This window comes from Pseudoalteromonas luteoviolacea (assembly GCF_000814765.1).
GTDB classification, from domain to species: Bacteria; Pseudomonadota; Gammaproteobacteria; order Enterobacterales; family Alteromonadaceae; genus Pseudoalteromonas; species Pseudoalteromonas luteoviolacea_H.
In genome coordinates this window covers 547,412-568,327 of sequence record NZ_JWIC01000007.1, presented here as the reverse complement: position 1 = coordinate 568,327, position 20,916 = coordinate 547,412, and the positions used below count along the sequence as shown (strand labels likewise).

General features: G+C 41.8%; 21 protein-coding genes. 11 read left to right on the top strand and 10 right to left on the bottom strand.

Going from position 1 to position 20,916, the window contains the following annotated elements:
* Nucleotides 1–85 precede the first annotated feature (85 nt).
* From JF50_RS16835 to JF50_RS16825, 3 genes are all read right to left on the bottom strand, one after another.
* Entirely contained in the window at nucleotides 86–679 is a 594-nt protein-coding gene (locus JF50_RS16835; RefSeq protein ID WP_152614570.1) for a hypothetical protein, read from the bottom strand.
* A gap of 197 nt (nucleotides 680–876) precedes the next feature.
* The gene (locus JF50_RS16830) at nucleotides 877–1,539 is read right to left on the bottom strand and encodes a M15 family metallopeptidase (RefSeq protein ID WP_039610560.1); all 663 of its coding nucleotides are present in this window, start codon (nucleotides 1,537–1,539) and stop codon (nucleotides 877–879) included.
* A gap of 326 nt (nucleotides 1,540–1,865) precedes the next feature.
* Nucleotides 1,866–3,182: an ABC1 kinase family protein gene (locus JF50_RS16825; RefSeq protein ID WP_039610559.1), complete on the bottom strand. Its 1,317-nt coding sequence runs from the start codon at nucleotides 3,180–3,182 to the stop codon at nucleotides 1,866–1,868.
* 221 nt (nucleotides 3,183–3,403) lie between these two features.
* Here JF50_RS16825 and JF50_RS16820 point away from each other — a divergent pair, with 221 nt between their 5' ends.
* The 3 genes from JF50_RS16820 (at nucleotide 3,404) to JF50_RS16810 (ending at nucleotide 5,950) form a co-directional block, all read left to right on the top strand.
* The gene (locus JF50_RS16820) at nucleotides 3,404–4,111 is read left to right on the top strand and encodes a substrate-binding periplasmic protein (RefSeq protein WP_039610558.1); all 708 of its coding nucleotides are present in this window, start codon (nucleotides 3,404–3,406) and stop codon (nucleotides 4,109–4,111) included.
* A gap of 123 nt (nucleotides 4,112–4,234) precedes the next feature.
* Nucleotides 4,235–5,071, top strand: coding sequence for a pirin family protein (locus JF50_RS16815; protein ID WP_039610557.1), 837 nt, complete (start codon nucleotides 4,235–4,237; stop codon nucleotides 5,069–5,071).
* A 114-nt stretch (nucleotides 5,072–5,185) separates the two neighbouring features.
* Entirely contained in the window at nucleotides 5,186–5,950 is a 765-nt protein-coding gene (locus JF50_RS16810; RefSeq protein WP_235423459.1) for an alpha/beta hydrolase, read from the top strand.
* A gap of 58 nt (nucleotides 5,951–6,008) precedes the next feature.
* Here the strand turns inward: JF50_RS16810 and JF50_RS16805 are convergent, their stop codons facing one another.
* On the bottom strand, nucleotides 6,009–6,482 hold the full coding sequence (locus tag JF50_RS16805; protein WP_039610556.1) for an NYN domain-containing protein: 474 nt from the start codon (nucleotides 6,480–6,482) through the stop codon (nucleotides 6,009–6,011).
* 122 nt (nucleotides 6,483–6,604) lie between these two features.
* Here JF50_RS16805 and JF50_RS16800 point away from each other — a divergent pair, with 122 nt between their 5' ends.
* The gene (locus JF50_RS16800) at nucleotides 6,605–7,360 is read left to right on the top strand and encodes an SDR family oxidoreductase (RefSeq protein ID WP_039610555.1); all 756 of its coding nucleotides are present in this window, start codon (nucleotides 6,605–6,607) and stop codon (nucleotides 7,358–7,360) included.
* 50 nt (nucleotides 7,361–7,410) lie between these two features.
* On the opposite strand, the gene JF50_RS16795 is transcribed toward JF50_RS16800, so the two are convergent.
* A complete protein-coding gene (locus JF50_RS16795) occupies nucleotides 7,411–7,902 on the bottom strand; it encodes a GrpB family protein (RefSeq protein ID WP_039610554.1) in 492 nt (163 codons plus the stop codon).
* A 195-nt stretch (nucleotides 7,903–8,097) separates the two neighbouring features.
* Between JF50_RS16795 and JF50_RS16790 the strand changes: the two genes are divergently transcribed.
* Nucleotides 8,098–8,526, top strand: coding sequence for a GNAT family N-acetyltransferase (locus JF50_RS16790; protein WP_039610553.1), 429 nt, complete (start codon nucleotides 8,098–8,100; stop codon nucleotides 8,524–8,526).
* Nucleotides 8,527–8,554: 28 nt separating this feature from the next.
* Here the strand turns inward: JF50_RS16790 and JF50_RS16785 are convergent, their stop codons facing one another.
* Both JF50_RS16785 and JF50_RS16780 read right to left on the bottom strand, forming a co-directional pair.
* On the bottom strand, nucleotides 8,555–9,103 hold the full coding sequence (locus tag JF50_RS16785; RefSeq protein WP_039610552.1) for a dihydrofolate reductase family protein: 549 nt from the start codon (nucleotides 9,101–9,103) through the stop codon (nucleotides 8,555–8,557).
* A gap of 103 nt (nucleotides 9,104–9,206) precedes the next feature.
* A complete protein-coding gene (locus JF50_RS16780; RefSeq protein WP_039610551.1) occupies nucleotides 9,207–9,782 on the bottom strand; it encodes a DJ-1/PfpI family protein in 576 nt (191 codons plus the stop codon).
* Between the two features lie 357 nt (nucleotides 9,783–10,139).
* On the opposite strand from JF50_RS16780, the gene JF50_RS16775 reads away from it, so the two are divergent.
* The gene (locus JF50_RS16775; protein ID WP_039610550.1) at nucleotides 10,140–12,302 is read left to right on the top strand and encodes a M3 family metallopeptidase; all 2,163 of its coding nucleotides are present in this window, start codon (nucleotides 10,140–10,142) and stop codon (nucleotides 12,300–12,302) included.
* A gap of 58 nt (nucleotides 12,303–12,360) precedes the next feature.
* Here JF50_RS16775 and JF50_RS16770 read toward each other — a convergent pair whose 3' ends face one another.
* Nucleotides 12,361–12,750 (bottom strand): response regulator, encoded by a 390-nt coding sequence (locus tag JF50_RS16770; RefSeq protein ID WP_039610549.1) that lies wholly within the window; start codon nucleotides 12,748–12,750, stop codon nucleotides 12,361–12,363.
* Between the two features lie 94 nt (nucleotides 12,751–12,844).
* Between JF50_RS16770 and JF50_RS16765 the strand changes: the two genes are divergently transcribed.
* Nucleotides 12,845–13,159 carry a Rho-binding antiterminator gene (locus JF50_RS16765; RefSeq protein WP_152614569.1) on the top strand — a complete coding sequence of 105 codons (315 nt, stop codon included), beginning with the start codon at nucleotides 12,845–12,847 and terminating at the stop codon, nucleotides 13,157–13,159.
* On the opposite strand, the gene JF50_RS16760 is transcribed toward JF50_RS16765, so the two are convergent.
* Together JF50_RS16760 and JF50_RS16755 are read right to left on the bottom strand one after the other, a co-directional pair.
* Complete coding sequence (locus JF50_RS16760) at nucleotides 13,156–13,620, bottom strand: GNAT family N-acetyltransferase (protein WP_039610547.1); 465 nt, start codon at nucleotides 13,618–13,620, stop codon at nucleotides 13,156–13,158. The two genes, JF50_RS16765 and JF50_RS16760, sit on opposite strands and share 4 nt — an antisense overlap.
* Before the next feature lie 271 nt (nucleotides 13,621–13,891).
* Nucleotides 13,892–14,680: an MBL fold metallo-hydrolase gene (locus tag JF50_RS16755; protein ID WP_052262382.1), complete on the bottom strand. Its 789-nt coding sequence runs from the start codon at nucleotides 14,678–14,680 to the stop codon at nucleotides 13,892–13,894.
* Between the two features lie 236 nt (nucleotides 14,681–14,916).
* On the opposite strand from JF50_RS16755, the gene JF50_RS16750 reads away from it, so the two are divergent.
* From JF50_RS16750 to JF50_RS16735, 4 genes are all read left to right on the top strand, one after another.
* Nucleotides 14,917–15,951, top strand: coding sequence for a DUF4097 family beta strand repeat-containing protein (locus JF50_RS16750; RefSeq protein WP_039610546.1), 1,035 nt, complete (start codon nucleotides 14,917–14,919; stop codon nucleotides 15,949–15,951).
* Nucleotides 15,952–16,191: 240 nt separating this feature from the next.
* Nucleotides 16,192–18,354, top strand: a complete 2,163-nt coding sequence (locus JF50_RS26240) for an ATP-binding protein (protein WP_052262381.1) — start codon at nucleotides 16,192–16,194, stop codon at nucleotides 18,352–18,354.
* 278 nt (nucleotides 18,355–18,632) lie between these two features.
* Nucleotides 18,633–19,367, top strand: a complete 735-nt coding sequence (locus JF50_RS16740; RefSeq protein WP_039610545.1) for a glutathione peroxidase — start codon at nucleotides 18,633–18,635, stop codon at nucleotides 19,365–19,367.
* A gap of 67 nt (nucleotides 19,368–19,434) precedes the next feature.
* Complete coding sequence (locus JF50_RS16735) at nucleotides 19,435–20,883, top strand: dihydrolipoyl dehydrogenase (protein WP_039610544.1); 1,449 nt, start codon at nucleotides 19,435–19,437, stop codon at nucleotides 20,881–20,883.
* Nucleotides 20,884–20,916: the final 33 nt, after the last annotated feature.

The window sequence follows — 20,916 nt, the reverse complement described above, 5'->3', positions numbered from 1 at the left end:
ATGATTTTAAAAAGATGTAAACAACTGAATGTAAATAATAAAATTAAAGTCTAGAGGAATGAAAGCGGCCCAAAAAAATATGAAACTACTTTTTGGCAATGACATCAATCGGGGAAGAAAGCCTATCAGGATACTTAAAATATTGCTTTTTACCTTCATATTGCGCTGCGATCCAACCATATTGCGCATGAGATCGGAACAAGTATTCTCCATTCGTTGTTTGCAATCGGCCAGCGACAGAGCGCCCTTCCAAGGTCAGTTCAAGCGCCATATGTTGTTGCATATCATCAACAAAGTAACCAGAAACATTGAGGCCACCTTGCTTTGACTGCTCAATATCATTAATCACAATGAGGTAACTACGTGCATGCTGAGGGACATAAAATGCTACTAAATCAGATACTTTTAAACTTTTAATCCGTCTAATATCAAATTCAATATAAGCCTGACTGATGTATTGATGATTATCAAATAGTGCCTTTCTTGCATTTGATGAAGCTTTGTTAATAACAAAGTACTCTGCATGATTTCGAGATAAAGCGGGCTCAAGTGACACTATACTTTCCGCTGTGACGCTTAAAGCTTCTGGCTTTATTCCATTTGCACATACGTTACTGAGCCCTCCCCATAGAAGGCATGCAATAAACAGTGCTACAGCGCAGGCTATTCCCTTATACATATCACTATATTAACAATTATCAGTTATTTAGGTACATTAAATGGTGCTAGTCAGTTAATCAAGCAATAAAAGCCTATTATCAATCACAAAATTTTCACATTGGAAATACGTAATATACTTGACACATTAAATTCAATAACTTGCATTAAATTATACGTTTACGTTGATTTACAAACAGCGCCCTTGGCCGTCATAACTTATTCGACAGGTAGCGTGAAGTACACTTCATTATAAGGCTCATCTATCAATGTAAAGTGCCACCACTCTTCTGTTAGACCCTTAAACCCCGCAGACTTCATAACGTTAGCTAACAACATACGATTAGCCCGCTGCGTCGCATTGATGCCTTGATAGCTTGGCCACGATACTTTAGAGAAGTAGTCCCACCCAGATCCCATATCCAACTCTTTACCGGTGGCCAGATCAACCAAGGTGACATCCAAAGTACTGCCACGGGAATGACCTGAACGTGCTGCGATATAACCACGCTCAAACAATTCACTTTTAGGTACATCAGGATAGTATTCAGCTTTATTCTTTGTATCATTTAACACTTTTGCCCAGCGAACAAAGTGATCAACCGCCATTTGTGGCCTGTAGCAATCGAACACCTTTAAACCTAAGCCAAATTCATTTAATGCAAACTGCGCCTTTGCAGTTGCTTGCGCGGCAGGCTCGCTAAGTAGGCATTTTGGAGCCAAGTAACCATCGATTTTTGTGCCGACAAAATTGTCTGTGGTGAAATAGCGGATCTCTGTTTGAATATTTGGTACTTTGGACGTGATATCAACAAACTCTGCTGCTGATAGCTCGCTTGTCGCCAATACCAACCAAGCCAGTCCATACATGGATTTTTTCATTGTCTACCCCAAAGTACCTTTAAATACCACAAAGGAAACAGTGTGAATTGAAATTATGGAAGAAGTATGGACAGTAGATTTTGAAATACAACTATGTGGTAGCGCCTCAATACAAAAATTGACATGCGCTCTTTTTTTCAAAAATAGTGAGGTCATATAGTCAGTGCTCACTTACACTTTTTTACTTATTAACACACTCTATAACGGAATTATCGCTCTCGTGTTTTATGCTATAAGTAACTCACTATTGGGATGGACAAATGCTATATGCATTATTTTTCAGGGACGATGACTTTTTCATCGCCTGTTTACTCATCAAAAAGCCTTTATTTGGGCGCCAAAAATTCAGCAAATAAAGCCCTGACATCCACTTTAGCCCTTAACCTTGCAGCAATGAGATACAGCCCAGCTAGCTTGCGATGAATAAATAACGCATCGACTGGCGGAGTATGCCATTGTCGTTCTTTTGTGCTCAGTGCCATGCCTTTATCACGGATCTGAGTCGCAATATCGCTCTGTGCAAAGTCATAAGGCTGCTCTGCTCTTAAAGGCTCGGTCGCCATAAAAAACAACTCTAACACAATCTCTTGATATGCTTCATCAATCTCATCACCGAAGTAACCAATAGCATAAATGGCTTCGATCATCTTTTCTTTGTTTTGTTCCAGGCCAGCTTTTAACAGTAACCAGTAACCTTGCGCTAACGGCAATGGAATAGAACGAGATGCCCCAAAATCCAATAATACAACTTGCTGCGCACCGTCATCGTACAGATAGTTTGCTAAATTGGGATCGCTTTGAATGGCGCCAAGCTCAAACATCTCAATGAAAAACAAGCGAATTAAATCTTCAGCAATTTTATCGCGCTGTGCCTGCGCGGCATTTTCAAATGCAACAAGCTCTTTCCCGATGACAAATTCCATCGCCAAAATATGATCTGTTGAATATTGCGGATAAAATTCGGGCACTCGATATTGTGTGTGGCTTTTTAAGCCTTGCTTAAACTCTTGTAACCGCTTCCCTTCTGCAAGGTAGTCAGTTTCTACTAAAAGTTGTTGTTTAGCTTCCGCAATTAAAGGATCGATCACCACCTGTTTAGGCATCAAGCCCGACATTTTTATCAGCATAGCCACGTTGTCAACATCACTATCGATACTATTGGCAACGCCGGGATACTGAATTTTTAACGCTAACTTTTCTCCTGACTCAGTCGTTGCTTCATGGACTTGACCGATAGATGCCCGTGCAAAACTTCTCAATTCAAGGTGACTAAATTTATCGAGCCAATTAGGGCCCCAATTCGATTTAAGTAATTGAACCAGCTGCTTATGCGGCATCGGCTGAGCATCCGCACGCAGCTTATCTAACAACACTGCGAGCTCTTTAGGTAACAGATCACCAGAGTCCATTGAAACCAATTGACCCAACTTCATCGCGGCTCCTCTCAAATGCGCGAGTTTGTCAGCAACGGCATGCATGTTCTTAGGCTGTAAGAGTAGGTCTTTTTTTGTGACAGATTGCCCTGTGAGCACCTGCTTTGCGCCTGAAAGTACAACATTTGACGCAACTTTTCCTGCTAACCCACCTAAATGAGCCAGTCGAGAAATACGTGAGGAAGGAACCCGCTTACTTTTATCTGTCATCTTATAAACCAATCAAACCCATGTTGATACGTGCGAAATAGAGGTACTGTGTTTTTTGCAAATTGGATCAATAATCCCCTTTCAAAATACAAAAAACGCATAAGCAATGGTGTCAGTATATCAAAATCAACTTACATGCCCTATCAATGAAACATCCTCTTTTATAAATAATCGTCTAAGCTATAATTTGATTAATTTTTGGGATATTCCTGTAGTTACTAATGAAGTATTTGCTCACCGCTGTTTTTCTGATGTTTACCAAGCCACTCTATGGCGAGACATATCACTTTGTCTCAATTAACTATCTGATAGAACAGGAAGTGGGCAGAATTGTACTCACCGAAGTCTACAAACAACTTAACATCGACATCACCATTACACCACTGCCAGGTAAACGCGCTCAATTTGAGGCTAAAACAGGCATGAAAAATGGCGAAATAATGCGTATTTTTAGCTATGGTGAAGAGAACCCCGCAACGATCAGAGTACCGACCCCCTATTACTATTTAGAAACCACCGCATTTGTTCGTCAAGATAGCGACATCAACATAAGAACTGCTGCAGACCTAGAGCAATATCACATTGTTAAGGTCAGAGGCGTAAAACACACCAATAATATCACCAAAGGCCTAAAGCATGTTGAAGATATGGACACCACAGAGCAGATCCTAAAGCTGGTGTCAAAAGGCTTAGCAGATGTTGCCTTAACAAATAAAACTGACGGGCTCATGTATTTAAAAAAACTGGGCATAAAGAATGTCATGCATAGCCCAAGCCTAGCGGTACTCGACCTATACCACTATATACACGAATCACAGCGACACTTAGTCCCTTTAGTAAACAACAAACTCATAGAGATGAAAGAGTCAGGAGAACTCGCTAGGCTGATTAGATCAGCCGAAGAACAAGTGATGTCTTCACGCCAATAAGTAACGTCAGCTATCTCATCCAACCATTCTCTTTTAAAGAATGATTGTTTCGTATTTTATCAATTTCATTCGCATTTCAAGCCGACTAAAGTATGCTTATTAGCATACAACAGTGAGACAGCTATGAAGATTTTAAAGGTAACCAAAGCGCAACCAACACAAGATGGGGCTGGAGTAAAAATTAAGCGGATCGCAGGGTTTGACGGTAAAAGTATCGACCCTTTTTTAATGATTGATGAGCTTAAATCTGACAACGCCCAAGACTATATTGGTGGTTTCCCTCCTCACCCTCACAGAGGAATTGAAACGTTTACCTACATTAGACAAGGCGGCTTTGAGCACCAAGATCAAATGGGAAATAAGAAAGCCATTCGAGCAGGAGAAGTGCAATGGATGAGCACCGGTCGTGGCGTAGTCCATTCTGAAATGCCGCTCGCTGACGCGAAATACGGTATGCATGGATTTCAAATTTGGCTCAATATGCCAGCAAAGCACAAAATGGATCCGCCTAAATATCAAGATTCGAGTGAGCGAGCGTTGCCCATACTAACAACTGTACAAGGTGCAACCCTCAAAGCGCTTGCGGGTGAGTGGTCGGTAGGAAAAAAAACCATCTCTTCAGGATTAAATGACTTATCAGGGGAAGGGGCTATCAGCGATATCACATTGTCAAAGCATAGCTCAATCCAGCTCGACTTATCACACTTTGGCAAAGTCATCGCTTATATTCACTCAGGCTCATTAAAAGACGAGTCTCATCAGGCTGGCCAGTTACTCACCTTAGATGCCAAATCTCCGATCCTTATAGAAACCGCAGAACATGAAGCGGGGTTATTATTGCTGGCCGGTCAACCCATTAACGAAAAGATCGCACATATGGGCCCATTTGTTATGAATACACAAGCTGAACTGCAACAAGCAGTCAAAGACTATCATGCTGGGTTGTTTGGTACACTTTAACACGGTCATTGTAAACCCCATTTACATACAACAAACTCTTACTTTTCATTAATTTACAATTGATTGAGTGCAGCTTATACTCACTGCGCTCAATATAATAAGGAAAGTAATACAGTGAACAAGTTAGTAATTGCGTTGATAACACTGATAGCGACTAATGCAAACGCCAAGCACACTGATGTGAGTGTCCTACATGATAAGGCACGCAGCAGATCAATTCCAATTGAAATAACCTTTCCCACCAACGCAGCTCGCTGTAAAACCAACACACCATGTCCCGTTGCGTTTATCAGTGCAGGCTATGGGGTATCACACCAAGACTATCAATTTTTAAGTAAAACATTGGCACATCAGGGCTATTTCTCCGTTGCCATTCGCCATGAACTCAAGACAGATCCCCCTCTATCAGTTACGGGGAATCTATACGAAACCCGGTTGGAAAATTGGCAACGAGGCGCAAAAACATTGGATTTTGTGCGCAATACACTCAAATCTGACTATCCACATTATGATTTTGATAACCTGCTACTACTCGGCCATTCCAATGGAGGAGACATATCCTCTTTGCTAATTAACCAAGGTGCTTCATATGTTTCTGGGTTGGTGACGCTCGATCACAGACGTGTACCACTTCCTCGGAACAAAGCCATCTCAGTACTCTCAATTCGCGGCAGTGATTTCCCAGCCGATAAAAACGTTCTATATACAGTACCAGAATCGCAAACTTACCCAGTCTGTGTGATAGAGGTGCCTAACTCAAAGCACAATGATATGACAGATGAGGGCCCTGCTTGGCTAAAACAGTCAATGGTCACTTTGATTAAAGGGTACTTGCATGGCAAGACTTGCCCCACTCTAAAAGACACATTAAACAATTAACTTGATGTCAATGGTTTACAATAAGTGGCTCCACTACAGCCGCTTATTGCAGCCTATACTATAAGAGTAACTCCGATTCTATCGCAAAATACTCAGAGGCGGCATTCATCAAACTTGCCGCCGTCAATGACGGAACGCCATATACATGTGCCTCAGTCTGATATTTTTCACGTACTGTATTGAGCAAAATATCAAAATCACCATCCCCTGAGACCAATATAACTACATCAGATTGCTTAGCGGATTCAAGTACATCAATGGTGATCCCCACATCCCAATCTCCTTTCGCAGACCCATCTGCACGTTGAATAAACGGCTTGAGCTTAACTTCAAATCCTATGGCTCTGAGAATATTTTGAAACTGCCGCTGCTTCTCATCCCCTCTCTCAATGGCATAAGCATAAGCGTTAATAACTCGCCTATTATGTGTTACTTCTGCCCAAAACCGATTGTAGTCAAAGTTGCGTTTGTAGGCGCTCCTCGTGGTGTAATAGATATTTTGTACGTCGACAAAAATACTCACAGTTTGCATTAAACCCTCTCGCACACATAACACACGTTGAAAAGTTTAAGTCTACCATTAAAGAAAATATTGAACACAGTCAAAAATCGCTATAGTTTTAGTAATTAAAAAATAATCAAAAGGAATAGAGTATGAACCCTCCATTACAAGATAAAGTGGCGCTCATTACAGGCAGTGCGAAAAATATGGGTCAAGCTTTTGCGCTCAGTCTCGCCCAACAAGGCTGTGATATTGTTATTCATTATCACAGTGAAAGTGCACGCACAAATGCACAAGATACCGCAGAGAAAATCATTGCGTTAGGTCGTAGGGCTTCAGTTGTCCAAGCCGACTTAAGCTGCACGGCTCAGGTCAAAAACCTCTTTGCACAAGCGTTAGAAGCATTCGGCAAAATTGATATCGTCATAAACAATGCGGGTCAAGTGTGCAAAAAAGCATTTATAGATTATTCAGAGTCTGATTTTGATGCGCTATTTAATGTAAACGCCAAAGGTGCTTTTTTTGTTATGCAAGAAGCCGCCAAAACACTTCAAGATAATGGCAGAGTGATCAATATTGGTACTTCACTTTTAGGCGCATTTACCGGTAACTATGCACTATACGCTGGCTCTAAAGCACCTGTAGAACATTTCACCAAAGCGCTGGCCAAAGAAGTAGGCGCACGTGGCATCACAGTCAACATGATCTGTCCAGGGCCTGTTGATACGGATTTTTTCCATGGGCAAGAAGATACAGACTCTGTCGCTTATTTGAGTACTGCCAGTGTAGCAGGTCGGCTTGGCACCATTAAAGACATTGTACCGATGGTTGACTTTCTTTGCTCATCGCAATCGCAATGGACTACAGGACAAATCTTGTTCGTGAACGGTGGGTTTGTCAGTCGATAATCAATACAAGTTGCCATGCTCAGGCGAAAAATGCTGGGTATGGCGAAAAGTTAATAACCTAATACCTTCTGAATAAATGGCCACTTTTTTCGAGTATACGCTTCTCTGTCTTGACAATTTTCAAGTGCAAGCGAATGTTTTAACTGTGCATATTGCTTAGCGATGGTATCATTTGTACGTAGTATATTCCTGAACTCGACCCGCTCGTACCATAATGGACTCTTAAAAGGGATCAGGTGAATATGGTGTGTCCTAAATTCCGGTGAAGGCTTACAAAACCAATGCATGTGTTCAGGTTTATATGGGTAATAGCAATATCCATGTGTACGCAAAGTCGCTATCGCATCAATTGACTCATTGAGGCTGCGCACTCCAACCATAATATCAATAATAGGCTTTGCAGACATACCCGGTACGGAGGTACTACCGACATGCTCTATTGTGCCATGAAGCCAAGGCCTTACAAGCGATAATAAATATGCTTGCTCTCGCTCAAACTCTTTAGGCCACGCTTCATCGTAACTGACTAATTCGACTTTCATAATGTAATCTCAAAAACCTCATAATTACCTGACGAGCACTGCCACAATTTTTTTAACCTTCCAAAATTAATATAGTGGTGCTTAGTAAATCTCATTGCTTTATGCACAGTTTGTCATCTTGATGGCATACATTCATAGTTGTGTTTATTGCGTTTCACATGCCAAGTACATAGCTCAAAATCGCAAGGATAAAGCATGAAAATTACCCTAAAACGTGCATTAGAGTCCGACAAACCCTATTTACTCGCCCTACGTGAGGAAACAATGACGGAGCACTTAGAGCGGCTAGGTATCTTTTTGTGTCATGAAGCCCATTTAAGCAGATTGGAAGAGTATTATCATTATGCCAACCTCGTATTCATTAATGGGAAAAAAGTGGGCTGCTTAAGATATAGGGCCACAGTGCACCATCTTGAGATCATGCAACTTCAAATTGCGCCAAAGCATCAGAATAAAGGGATAGGTGCCGCCGTACTTAAATTTATTTTAAATAGTTATCCGACCATTCCTGCGCATCTCAGTGTGTTAAAACAAAACCCAGCACAGCGCCTCTATCACAAGTTGGGGTTCCAAACATACTCTGAAGATGAATTTGAATATTATATGGTACTCAAACGTGCCTAAAGACGGGTCGAAAAACTGTCAACCCCCTTTACATAGACGTACTGTTGAGCACTTGGTAGTGTGACTGTACTAATTGCCCCAATAACACAGACGTCGCCAGCAAACTTATTTTACTATTGAGTGGACGCTCTGGCAGCCATTTTAGCCCCTGCCCCAGAACAACAGGCACTGTAATGACGATTAGTTCATCAATTAATTCTTTAACTAAAAAGTTTTGTACTAACTTGCCACCATCTATATACAGGCGGTAATGGCCCAATTGATGAAGCTGAGATAATACTTCTTGCTCACTCGCACACACCAAGTAGGCTTTACCTTTGCTCTGCTCAGGTAGTTTTTCTAAAGACTGGCTCAACACAAAAACAGGCTTATCATAAGGCCACTGTCCATATCGCATAACCTGCTCGAAGGTGTGTCTGCCCATAACAATGGCATCTATCTGCGCCATGAAGTCAGCAAACCCAAGATCGCTATGCTGCGGATTATCTATTTTAGATAACCAATCTATGCTGCCGTGCTGATCGGCAATAAACCCATCCAAGCTCTGTGCTAAATATACTGTATTTTTTGTCTTCATTACCTTAACCGCCCACCTTATCCAATGATTAAGTATCGGCTAAAAGTCTAGATTAATTAGCAGCTTTGATACATTTTTTAATATAAAAAGACCACCAGCCTGTTTATAACTCTGACCATAGATAATCCATTTGATGAGCTGTTTGCCTGGCGACATCAAAGCCAAACCTTTTTTTAACCATATCTAGGCTCATATCAATGCCACACGCTACACCTGCCGAGCTAGTAAAATTTTGATCCGTTACGAACCGTTTATCATTAATAACCAATAGATGAGGATACTTTTCACGCAGCTCTTCGATACGCTGCCAATGCGTCGTCACGGTTTTGCCTTCTATGAGCCCCGCTTTTGCAAACAGGAATACACCACTACAAATAGATGCACAATGACGAGTATGTGTTGCAGTCTCTGCCAGCCAGTCTAACACCGCTTGGTTATCTATCACACGGTCAAGTTTGCCACCAGCTACAATTAACAGATCAAACCTAGGGTGGCCATGAATGCAAAAATGAGGGTTAATTGATAAGTCGCCGCGCGCTCTAATCGGGGAATTACTCGGCGCAATCAAACTCACATTGATAGGGCGTTTTGAAATGCGAGAAGCAGTCGTAAAAACTTCTAACGGACCGCAAAAGTCCAAAGCTTCCACGCCATTATAAATAAAGATACCAATTTCCATGATGTCATCACGGGTTCAAAGTATGTGTAATTAAAGTGGCTCAAATTTGACCAACAATCAAGAGAAAGTTTTATGAATAAAATTAAAATTCAGAAATAAAAAAATATAAAAAATAGTAAATTTCATTAAAAATTCGATGAATAGCGGTTTAAAAGCGGCAGAGTCACCCTATGATTTGACCGTCACATTTTGCAATACTTTTACGCTTGATCACATTTGCACTTTATATTGATTACAGTAGTATGTCCCCGAATTAGCAAGCTTATATCTCCTGTAAAATTAGATATGGGGGCCATTACCTGGTCAATATTGCAACTCTATAACTCACAATTATCAATCGAACAAACTGAGAACACTATGAAATTAAAAATGTCATTTTTAAGCGCTGCGGTATGTTTAGCGCTGGCTGGGTGCGGTACTACACCTAGTTCACAAGACTCAGCATCCGTTGAACAAGTAAAAAAACAATATTCAAACCCTTTATTGAAAGCGTACACAGGCCCTTATCAAGGTGTTCCTCAGTTTGGCGACATGAAACTCGAAGACTTAGTACCTGCAGCTGAGATTGCGCTTGCAGAACAACTTGCAGAGCTTGACGCCATCGTTAATAACCCACAATCCCCGACGTTTGAGAATACCATTGCAGCCCTTGAGCGCTCAGGCGGTGCTGTAAACAATATGTACCCTTATTTTGTTACCTATATTACGAACCTGTCGTCACCAGAAGTGCGTGAACAGCAAGCCATAGTGATGGCAAAGATGTCAGAGTTCGAATCAAAACGTAACCAAAACAAAGCGCTATTCCAGCGTGTGAAGGCCGTATATGAAGGTGCTGAATACAAAACATTGACGCCTGAACAACAACGTGTCACTTGGAGTCAATACAACAGCTTTGCTCGCCACGGCGCAACGTTAGAAGGCGAAAATGCTGAACGTTATGCTGAAATCAATCTTAAATTATCAAAGCTGTATACTCAGTTTGGCAACAACGTACTTGCTGATGAAGAAGGTTATACGACGTTCTTAACCAAAGATCAGCTATCTGGTTTGCCACAAGCATTTATTGACTCAGCAGCAAGTGCCGCAGAGAAAAAAGGTCAACCAGGCAAATATGCGATCACCAATACACGTTCATCAATGGATCCGTTTTTGACCTACTCGACTGAGCGTGAACTGCGTAAAGCGGTTTGGCAAAACTACTATAGCCGTGGTAACAATGCCGGTGAGCACAATAACAAAGCGGTGATCTCAGAAATACTTAAACTACGTCGCGAACGTGTTGAACTGCTTGGCTACGAAGATTATGCACAGTGGCGCCTTGAAGACCGCATGGCGAAAAACCCAGAAAATGCCATCGCTTTAATGGATAAAGTATGGCCTGCTGCTATTGCCCGTGTTAAAGAAGAAGTTGCAGATATGCAGGCGATTGCAAACAAAGAAGGTGCAAACCTCACCATTGAGCCTTGGGATTATCGCTTTTATGCTGAAAAAGTCCGTAAAGCAAAATATGACTTAGATTCAAATGAAATTAAGCAATACTTACAACTAGACAAGCTCACTGATGCCATGTTCTATGTTGCAGGGCGCTTGTTTAACTATGAGTTTTCACCTATCCAAGACGGCTCAGTGCCAGTTTATCATGAAGATGTAAAGGTATGGGAAGTCACAGATAAAACAACTGGCAAGCATATTGGTTTATGGTATTTAGACCCGTTTGCTCGTCAAGGTAAACGCTCCGGTGCGTGGGCGGTATCCTTCCGCAGTCATACTTCTATGGATGGCAAAACTAACGTACTCAGTACCAACAACTCTAACTTCGTTAAGGGCCCTGAAGGTAAAGCAACACTTGTTTCATGGAGCGATGCAGAAACTTACTTCCATGAGTTTGGTCACTCACTACACGCGCTCTCTTCAAACGTGAAATACCCAAGCTCAAACGCAGGTGTACGTGACTATACTGAGTTTCAGTCACAATTGCTTGAGCGCTGGCTGTCTACCGAAGAAGTGATCAATAAATTCTTAGTGCACCATGAAACTGGCAAGCCAATGCCACAATCTTTAGTCAAGAAGATCAAAGAGTCTGCAACTTTCAATCAAGGCTTTGCCACAACAGAATACCTGGCGTCTGCAATTATGGATATGAAGTTCCATACAACTGATCCAGATAAAATTGGCGACCCTGTGGCGTTTGAAAAAGCACAACTTGAAGCGATTGGCATGCCTAGCGAAGTCGTTATGCGTCATAGAACAACACATTTTGGTCATGTTTTCTCAGGCGAAGGCTATGCCACTGCCTACTACGGTTACCTATGGGCAGAAGTACTCACCTCCGATGCTGCGGAAGCGTTCGCTAATGCACCAGGTGGTTTTTACGATAAAGACGTTGCAAAACGCTTAGTAGATTACTTATTTGCAGTTAGAAATGCGATGGACCCAGCTGAAGCGTATCGCAAGTTCCGCGGTCGCGATGCAGATGTAAGCGCATTGATGCGCGACAGAGGTTTCCCTGAAACCAAATAATATTGGCTTTTATATCTAAAAAAGGGCGTACACAATACGCCCTTTTATTTTCATATCGTTAGTGACAAAGCTGACCGTGTTCATCCAGTACATTAATTCTTTTGAGTTGCTGTATTAATGTGGACATATTGAATGGTTTCACAACAAAGCCATCAACTTTCTTGAGCAAAATTTCCTGCACTTTTTCTTTACTATTTTCACACGTGACCATCAATACTGGCACCTGAGCTAAACGAGGTGTTTCTCTGATTTTACTGAGTAAGGTTAACCCATCGATATGTGGCATATTGAGATCCGATACAACCAAATGGTATTTGCGCTTACCAAGCAAAACCAACGCTTGCTTGCCATCTGTCGCTTCATCAATATCGTCAAATCCCAGTTTTCTCAGCATATTTATCATAACATGACGCATCGATGTCATATCATCTACCACTAAAATTCTCATTTTATATCCTTATTACTCGTATAGAATAAGTGCCGAGCTTCAAAGCTAGCCAACTTTTAAGCACTTGTCTAACCCCTTTACAGTGACATCGGATGTGCTGACAACAAGTCATAACGGCTATAATCAGATTGAACGAGATAATATTTTGCGAAAAACGCCAATGCGATGTGAAGATACCGATTTGATTGAAATTGCATGTATGAAGTCTTTCATACTAAAGATTACAACGAATACAAAAACATATGAAGGAAAAGCGAAAGACATTGTATACAACGAACATCGCATACAATGTCTTGTCATAGAACAAAACAGAGCGCTCACTCAGATAGCGCTAGACACAGTCTCAGAGGTTACAGCACTGACACAAAATCCATTTTTTCAAACGATTAAGCTTAATGCTAAGACTTAATCGGTTTGCAGAGATAATGACATAAACACACTGAGCGGATTATCTCTGTATAAACCAAATCGCTCACAGCGCTCAAAGCCCAAAGACTCATACAATTTAATCGACTCTGCTTGCTTAACACCCGTTTCGAGACGGATCAATGGAATTTGAGCATCACCTGCGTAATGCAATAGTATTTGCATAATACGTTTCGATAGCCCTTTGCCACGATAACTGGGTTTGACGTATAAACGCTTTATTTCGCCATAAAGCCTTTTATCAAACTGTTTCACAATGGCACCACAAGCCACAATTTCTGATTCATCTTTTAAACCAACCGCTCTCACATTGGGCTGATTCAACTCCTCTAGAGCAAGCGATTGATCACTGGCAATTGGATAGAGGGTGTTCATTAGACGATCTATTTCTGCAAATAAATCTTGAACATTAGGATCATCTGGCTTTAGCTCTACTAGCTGCATAGGGTCCCTTTTACATTGTTATTTTTTCGCTCATAAAGTGTGCACATACATTGTGATTGGTTTCATATATAGAAAGTCACAACACACTCTAAGTCGTACTCCAAGGCACTCATATGCACCTTTAAACGAGGGGAGTCACTCAAGTAAACAACTCAGTGTAATCTAAATTGACGCAAGTATAACGGAAAATAGTTAAAATGTTATTAAAATGCGATTTCTTGCGCCAAATGGGTACAAAACATCACAAAATGAGTAGAAAACAACCATAACGTCAGGGGAGGCGGATGGGGCTTAAAGCCGTGACATATTTAATTCCGGCACGTTCAAAGCAACGAATATCTTGCCTACTATGATAATGGTAAACCCATAACTGGCTGATTAATGAGCTTGGGTATTCGCGAAGTAAATCATCTATGCCACTATGACTGGGGTTGCCCTTTACAGCACAATCATGAAAAATAATTTCACTATCTGATGTTACATGCGCAAGCAGCTCAGGGATTGGACGTGTGTCTCCAGAATAAAACATAACACCTGGAATATGTAACGCAAAAGCCGAGTTTGGTGCATGGTGACGAACAGGGTATACCCACACTTTCACCCCTTGATGCCAAAAGTACTCACAGACAGGATGCAAAATAAAGGTATGCCAAACATCTGTTTTTAACTCTGCAAGCTTAGTGTAACGAAGCATGGCACATAACTGCGAAACCAAAAAAACAGGCACATATACTCTGATCTTTTTCTCAGATAGCGTCGCTTTAAAATAAAGCTGCTCAAGACCTCCCACATGATCATAGTGTAAGTGTGTAATGAACACGCTATCAGGCAGCTCATCAGGCAGCACTGCATCATATCGATGCAATGTATCATGACCACAGTCAATTAACAGCCAAGGTCTCGACTGATGCTGCAATAAACACGCAGAGTTACCCAACTCCATAGCGCTTGCATCACCAACCCCTAAAAACAAGGCTGAATCAGGCCTGATTTCTTTTTTACATTGCGCCTCAACCATCGGCGTCAATGACTCTGGCATAGTCACATCTTGCAACACCATCGACCTCATTAACTAGAAGCTATTGAGCCAATTTGCAGCATCAAATTGACAGAGCAATGACACGAAGTTGACGAACCTGTTACGTAAAGCACTATATTTTAGTCAAAAAAACCATTTCAAAAATCAGCAAAAAACAATTAACTTATTAAAAATCAATTAATTAAAATATTTTCGAATTTGGTCCTATATTTGCTGCTAATATCTCAAACCAAACAAAATTAAAAAAGACTATAAAGATGAAAAGAATAATTACCCCAATTATCGCCGGATTATTGCTAAGTGGCTGTGTGGTTCACGTCAACGGCAATGCGCAAGACGACTTAGTACAATACACAAAATCCCTCTCTCTACCATCTGCAGGTCTATCTGAATTAAGCATAGATAATGGTTCTGGCGATATTATTGTCAAAGGTGATAAAGATGCCACATCAATTTCACTCACTGCAAACATCATCACAGCCCCTGATAGAAGCTATACTTTAACATTAGATAAACACGGCGATACGGCAAAACTCGTTGCAAAACATGACGCATTCGTGGGCGTCGCTTGGTACTCAGGGAAAAGCCCACAAATTAGTATTGAGGTTACGGTGCCTGACTCTATGATCCTCGATATAGACGATGGTTCAGGTACGCTGTTTGTCTCTGATGTTGACAATGTTACCATTGACGATGGTTCAGGCCACATTGAGCTGAAAGACATTGATGGGCACATCAAGATTGACGATAATTCAGGCGATATCACCATTACTAATGCCACTCAAGATATTCGCATAAAGGACGGTTCAGGTAACCTAGAGTTGACAGATATTGATGGCCATATCGACATTGACGATGGCTCCGGCAACATTAGCATTGCCAACGCCGCAAAAGATGTTCGCGTGCAAGATGGCTCCGGTAATATCCTAATAAACTCTGCTCAACTTGTGTCTATTGAAGATGCTTCGGGAGATATTACGTTAAGAAACGTTGTTGGAGAGATACAAGTAGAAGACGGCTCGGGAAAAGTCGACATTGTCGGCGGCCAATCTGTGACACTCAAAGACGACTCCGGAGATATTCAAATCTCAAACATTGCTAGTAATGTAACCATCGATGACGGCTCTGGTGATATCTGGGTAACACAGGCAAAAGGCGAGGTATCTATAGAAGATGAGTCAGGTGATATCGCCGTCAGTGACAGCCACAAACTAGAAATTACTGAAGATGGTTCTGGTGATGTCAAAATCTCAAATGTCACACATGTTTCGAATCTAAATTTAGATAGATAATGACTGTGTTGTTTTAATCAAAACACGACAGCTGCGCGCCCAATTTCATGCGCGCAGCACTGAAAAATACCGAGCCTGCACACTTAGCGCCATAAATTGCTACTAGGGCTTATGCTAAAGTGATCACATATTTGAAAAAAATGCATAGCTACCAAGCATTGTTAATAATAATTACCTATATCCCATCCCTTTAAGTTCTCATAATATAATCCTCTTGCTTGTTATACCTATGGGAATTCAGTGTTTAAGGTTTTTATCTCTACGTGCTTATTGTCGCTTGCAGCAATCAACTCTATCGCACATGCCTCTGAAGACTTTACACAGTATAAAACTCAGTCTGAGGCCAAGGGCAAAAAAGATCGAAACGCGCTCTTAGAAGATGCGCAGAACTTACTCGCAGATCCCACTTTAACGCACACACAGCGCACCTATGTATTGCATCGCAGTGCCTTACACTTAGTAAGGACGAATCAATTTCAAAAAGCCGCTAGGCGACTGGATGAATTTGCTGCTCACTTAGCGCAGTTCCCTGACACTAATTTTCTGGGTAAATATCACTGGGTAGCGGGGGATTTGGCTATACTCCTTGGCAACAATACCGATGCACAGCGTCACTTTGAGCAGGCGATATCTCAATTTGAGCAATCTGGCGACCTTCGTATGAAAAGTCACGCTCATCGCATGCTGGCCAATGTACTGTCTCAGAAGCAAGATTACTTTCCCGCACTGGCACATGTTTTTCAGGCCAAAGACACGGCAAATAAAATCAACAATGCACATTTATTTAGTGCTGCATTAAGTACAGAAGCAAGGGTATATAGAGATTTTCACCAGCTAGACAAATCACTAGATGTACTCAATCAACAATTGGAGTTTCAGCTAGGTGAGCCAGACATCAGTCTTGCGCATATCTCATCTACTTACTATAGCTTGGCGCGTATTTATGAAAAACTGTCAGACCATCATGCCGCAATTGAAGCATTAAACAAGTCGTACGATATAGATAAAAAGCTCGATGATAAAAATTATATGGGCTTAACTCAGCTCCATATTGCAAAGTTATATATAGAACTGGAAGACCTCACCGCTGCACGCACAGCCATTGATCAAGCAAGCTCATTATTTTCATTGGTTAATAATGAGAAAAACCAAGCACGAGCACAAGCTGTACAAGGGCAAATCGCATTGGCCGATGGCGACTATGTGAAAGCCATCCAACTGATTACCTTGGGCTTAGACAAGCTAAATGCACAAGACAATGAAAAGCTCTACCAAGCGTTTCAAGTTAAACTGGGCATGGCATTAGCCTATGAACAACCTTCAGAGGCAATTGAACTCTTATCGACATTACTTGATACAGTCAATGAAGAAGATAACTTAACGGTATTACAAAGCCTTGCAGTGGCACATAAAAGCCTCAATGACTTTGAACAAGCCCTTTATTACCAAGAGCGCGCCTTTGCAACCAAAGAACACATAAACCAGCAAGCAATCACCACAAGGTTAGAGGCCAAAAAGCTTAATAGTGAGATAGGTCTCAAACGACTGGAGGTCAATGAACTACAGGCAGGTCTAGCACAACAACAGCAAGACACAAAAACACGCACCGTCGTGTTGGCTGCTGCCATTATCGTATTAATTAACTTCATATTACTATTTTATCTTTACCATTTAAAACGCCGCCGTGTGATGGAAAAGGAAGCCGAGTTATTAAACCAAAGTCTGAGCTTGAAGCAACAGCTACTCGCTGATGTGTCTCATGAATTGCGTACGCCGTTAACCGTACTCAAGCTAAATATTGAAGCGCTCGAATATAATTTAACTGAAGACCCTAAAACAACGTATAAAGTACTGCAGCGCAGACTGGATATGCTCAATACCCTAATTGCAGACATTTATGAATTAGCTCAAGCCGACACAAATAACTTGCGACTTGAGTTTGAGCTGTGCCAAGCAAAAGCTTTATTCGATGACTTAACTATCGCTATCGCCCCAATCATTGATTCATCTGATTTAGAGGTGATATACATCAATCAATTACCAGAAAAGCTACAAGTTGAATGCGATATCAGTCGTTTAAATCAAGTGTTTAATAATTTAGCGCGTAATAGTGTGCATTACACCGATCAACCGGGACAAGTAAAAATAACGGTGTCTCAGCAGCAACAAACTGTGGTATGTACCTTTGAAGATAGCGCGCCTGGGGTCAGCTCGGACGCACTGGAAAAACTATTTGAGCGACTCTATCGATGCGATAAATCTCGCAGCCGAGATTTAGGTGGCTCAGGTCTAGGCTTATCAATCTGTGAAAAGATCATTGAACTACACAAAGGTCATATCGCGGCTATGCACAGTGAATTGGGGGGAGTAGTGATTCAATTTACTTTACCAATCAAGCCTTAACTAAATCGCTCTCTCACTGACATTGTCAACTGACCTCCAGTGATCAAACGTCTATCCAGTTTGGTCACGTCTTCCTCATTCCTACCGACGGATTTTCAGGCCCATACGCTGTAAGTCAGCTAATCAATTTGTCATTTAACGTCTATATTTTGAGTATGTTTTGATATATGAAAACTAACCCATCAATTTTTTGGATTGGTTTGATTAATTCAATCAAATATACAAATTAAACGTTCAGCGACATAATAGCTCCATCAACTTTAGAGGAGAATCAAAAAATGCTAAATAACATCGAAGGCAAAAACGTACCATCAGTTACTTTTCCAGTGCGCGTAGGTGAAGAGTTCCAACACATCACATCTGATGAGTTGTTCAAAGGTAAAACCGTCATCGTATTCTCACTACCAGGTGCATTTACACCAACGTGTTCATCAACACACTTACCGCGATACAACGAGCTTGCTCATGTATTTAAGCAAAATGGCGTAGATGACATTGTATGTATGTCTGTCAACGACACGTTTGTCATGAACGCTTGGGCAAAAGATCAAGAAGCAGAGAATGTCACACTCATCCCAGATGGCAATGGCGAATTCACTGATGGTATGGGCATGCTTGTCGACAAAAGCGACCTTGGCTTTGGCAAGCGAAGCTGGAGATATTCAATGCTGGTGAAAGACGGCGTAATTGAAAAAATGTTCATCGAGCCAGACTTACCTGGCGACCCGTTTGAAGTGTCTGATGCTGATACCATGCTCGAGTACATCAATCCGGAGCAAAAAAAGCCAGAGCCAGTATCCATTATTACTAAACCTGGTTGCCCATTCTGTGCTAAAGCAAAAGCACTGCTAAGCGAAAAAGGCTTGGTATATGAAGAGCTAGTACTTGGTCAACAGGCGAGCTTGACCAGCTTAAAGGCTTTGTCTGGTCGCGAGACAGTACCTCAGGTATTCATCGGTGGTGCACACATCGGCGGCTCAGATGACTTGACCACATACTTCGAAAATAACTAACTCCTAGCACTGTAAAGGGGCATGACAGCCCCTATAAACCACATTTTCAATCTTTAGTGAGGTAATAATGAAACAGCTTGAAACAGATGTCGTTGTGATTGGTGCAGGTACTGCTGGCCTGAGTGCTTATCGTAATGCAAAGCAATACACACCCAACGTGTTGATGGTCGAGTCAGGTAAATATGGTACAACTTGCGCGCGTGTTGGCTGCATGCCGAGTAAACTGTTAATTGCTGCGGCAGAAGCCGCTCATCATGTCGAACAAGCCCCTCAATTTGGCGTCATGAGTGAACCGGCAAAAATCGATGGAAAAGCAGTTATGGCCCGAGTACGCAGCGAGAGAGACCGTTTTGTCGGATTTGTAGTCGAAGCTGTCGAAGAGTTACCAAATGAAGATCGCATCATTGGTCATGCTAAGTTTCTTGATGACAATCGCATTCAAATCGATGACCATACCATTATTACCGCTAAACGTTTTGTGGTTGCCACAGGTTCTAGACCCAACATTCCGCCACCATTTTTAGCATTTGGAGATAGGCTCATCATCAACGATGATGTGTTTGATTGGCAGGATCTTCCAGATTCGGTCGCTGTATTTGGCCCTGGTGTTATTGGGTTAGAGCTTGGACAAGCACTGCATAGACTTGGGGTAAATGTAAAATTATTTGGCGTTGGCGGCAATATAGGCCCACTGACGGACCCCGTGATCCGTGACTACGCAAACACCGTATTTGCCGAAGAGTTTTATGTTGATACGGATGCAAAAGTGTCTGACATGAAAGTCGTTGATGGTAAAGCCCAGCTCACCTATATCGATAAACAAGGTCAATCTCAAACTGAACAATTTGATTATGTGTTGGCCGCAACGGGCAGGGTACCGAATGTCGATCAGCTTGGCCTAGAGAATACCTCATTAGAGTTAGAAGACCATGGTGTACCAATCGCAGATCCTCACACCATGCAATGTGGTGATAGCCACATATTTGTAGCCGGTGATGCCAGCGATCAAATTCCGCTACTGCATGAAGCGGCTGATCAAGGCACGATTGCGGGCGTTAATGCCGGGCGTTTTCCTGATATCCGAAATGGATTACGCCGTACGCCAATCGCTGCTGTATTTAGTGATCCGCAAATCGGTATGGTAGGTGATAACTACGCTCAATTGACTGCAAATTATGGTGAATGTGGATGCTATGAAATTGGTGAAGTTAGTTTCGAAAACCAAGGCCGAAGTCGTGTCATGTTGAAAAACAAAGGCCATATGCGCGTCTATGCAGAGCAGGGGACAGGGCTATTTCTCGGTGCTGAGTTTATTGGACCGGCTGCCGAGCACATTGCGCATTTACTGGCATGGGCAGTACAAAATAAAATGACCGTCCCTCAAATGCTGGATATGCCTTTTTATCACCCCGTAATAGAGGAAGGTGTCAGAACGGCGCTACGCAACGTCAATGCAAAGCTGAAGTTTGGCCCAGATATCATTAAGCATTGTTTAGAGTGCGGTCCTGGCGCTTAATTAAGACCATTTTATTTCAACATACCAAGAGTG

Coding starts and splice junctions, on each gene's coding strand:
- JF50_RS16770 (WP_039610549.1), bottom strand. CDS start 12,750: ATGAGAATTTTAGTGGTAGATGATATGACATCGATGCGTCATGTTATG.
- JF50_RS16780 (WP_039610551.1), bottom strand. CDS start 9,782: ATGGAAATTGGTATCTTTATTTATAATGGCGTGGAAGCTTTGGACTTT.
- JF50_RS16755 (WP_052262382.1), bottom strand. CDS start 14,680: ATGGTGTTGCAAGATGTGACTATGCCAGAGTCATTGACGCCGATGGTT.
- JF50_RS16795 (WP_039610554.1), bottom strand. CDS start 7,902: ATGAAAGTCGAATTAGTCAGTTACGATGAAGCGTGGCCTAAAGAGTTT.
- JF50_RS16750 (WP_039610546.1), top strand. CDS start 14,917: ATGAAAAGAATAATTACCCCAATTATCGCCGGATTATTGCTAAGTGGC.
- JF50_RS16825 (WP_039610559.1), bottom strand. CDS start 3,182: ATGACAGATAAAAGTAAGCGGGTTCCTTCCTCACGTATTTCTCGACTG.
- JF50_RS16835 (WP_152614570.1), bottom strand. CDS start 679: ATGTATAAGGGAATAGCCTGCGCTGTAGCACTGTTTATTGCATGCCTT.
- JF50_RS16735 (WP_039610544.1), top strand. CDS start 19,435: ATGAAACAGCTTGAAACAGATGTCGTTGTGATTGGTGCAGGTACTGCT.
- JF50_RS16815 (WP_039610557.1), top strand. CDS start 4,235: ATGAAGATTTTAAAGGTAACCAAAGCGCAACCAACACAAGATGGGGCT.
- JF50_RS16820 (WP_039610558.1), top strand. CDS start 3,404: ATGAAGTATTTGCTCACCGCTGTTTTTCTGATGTTTACCAAGCCACTC.
- JF50_RS16800 (WP_039610555.1), top strand. CDS start 6,605: ATGAACCCTCCATTACAAGATAAAGTGGCGCTCATTACAGGCAGTGCG.
- JF50_RS16785 (WP_039610552.1), bottom strand. CDS start 9,103: ATGAAGACAAAAAATACAGTATATTTAGCACAGAGCTTGGATGGGTTT.
- JF50_RS16760 (WP_039610547.1), bottom strand. CDS start 13,620: ATGCAGCTAGTAGAGCTAAAGCCAGATGATCCTAATGTTCAAGATTTA.
- JF50_RS16790 (WP_039610553.1), top strand. CDS start 8,098: ATGAAAATTACCCTAAAACGTGCATTAGAGTCCGACAAACCCTATTTA.
- JF50_RS16805 (WP_039610556.1), bottom strand. CDS start 6,482: ATGCAAACTGTGAGTATTTTTGTCGACGTACAAAATATCTATTACACC.
- JF50_RS16775 (WP_039610550.1), top strand. CDS start 10,140: ATGAAATTAAAAATGTCATTTTTAAGCGCTGCGGTATGTTTAGCGCTG.
- JF50_RS16830 (WP_039610560.1), bottom strand. CDS start 1,539: ATGAAAAAATCCATGTATGGACTGGCTTGGTTGGTATTGGCGACAAGC.
- JF50_RS16740 (WP_039610545.1), top strand. CDS start 18,633: ATGCTAAATAACATCGAAGGCAAAAACGTACCATCAGTTACTTTTCCA.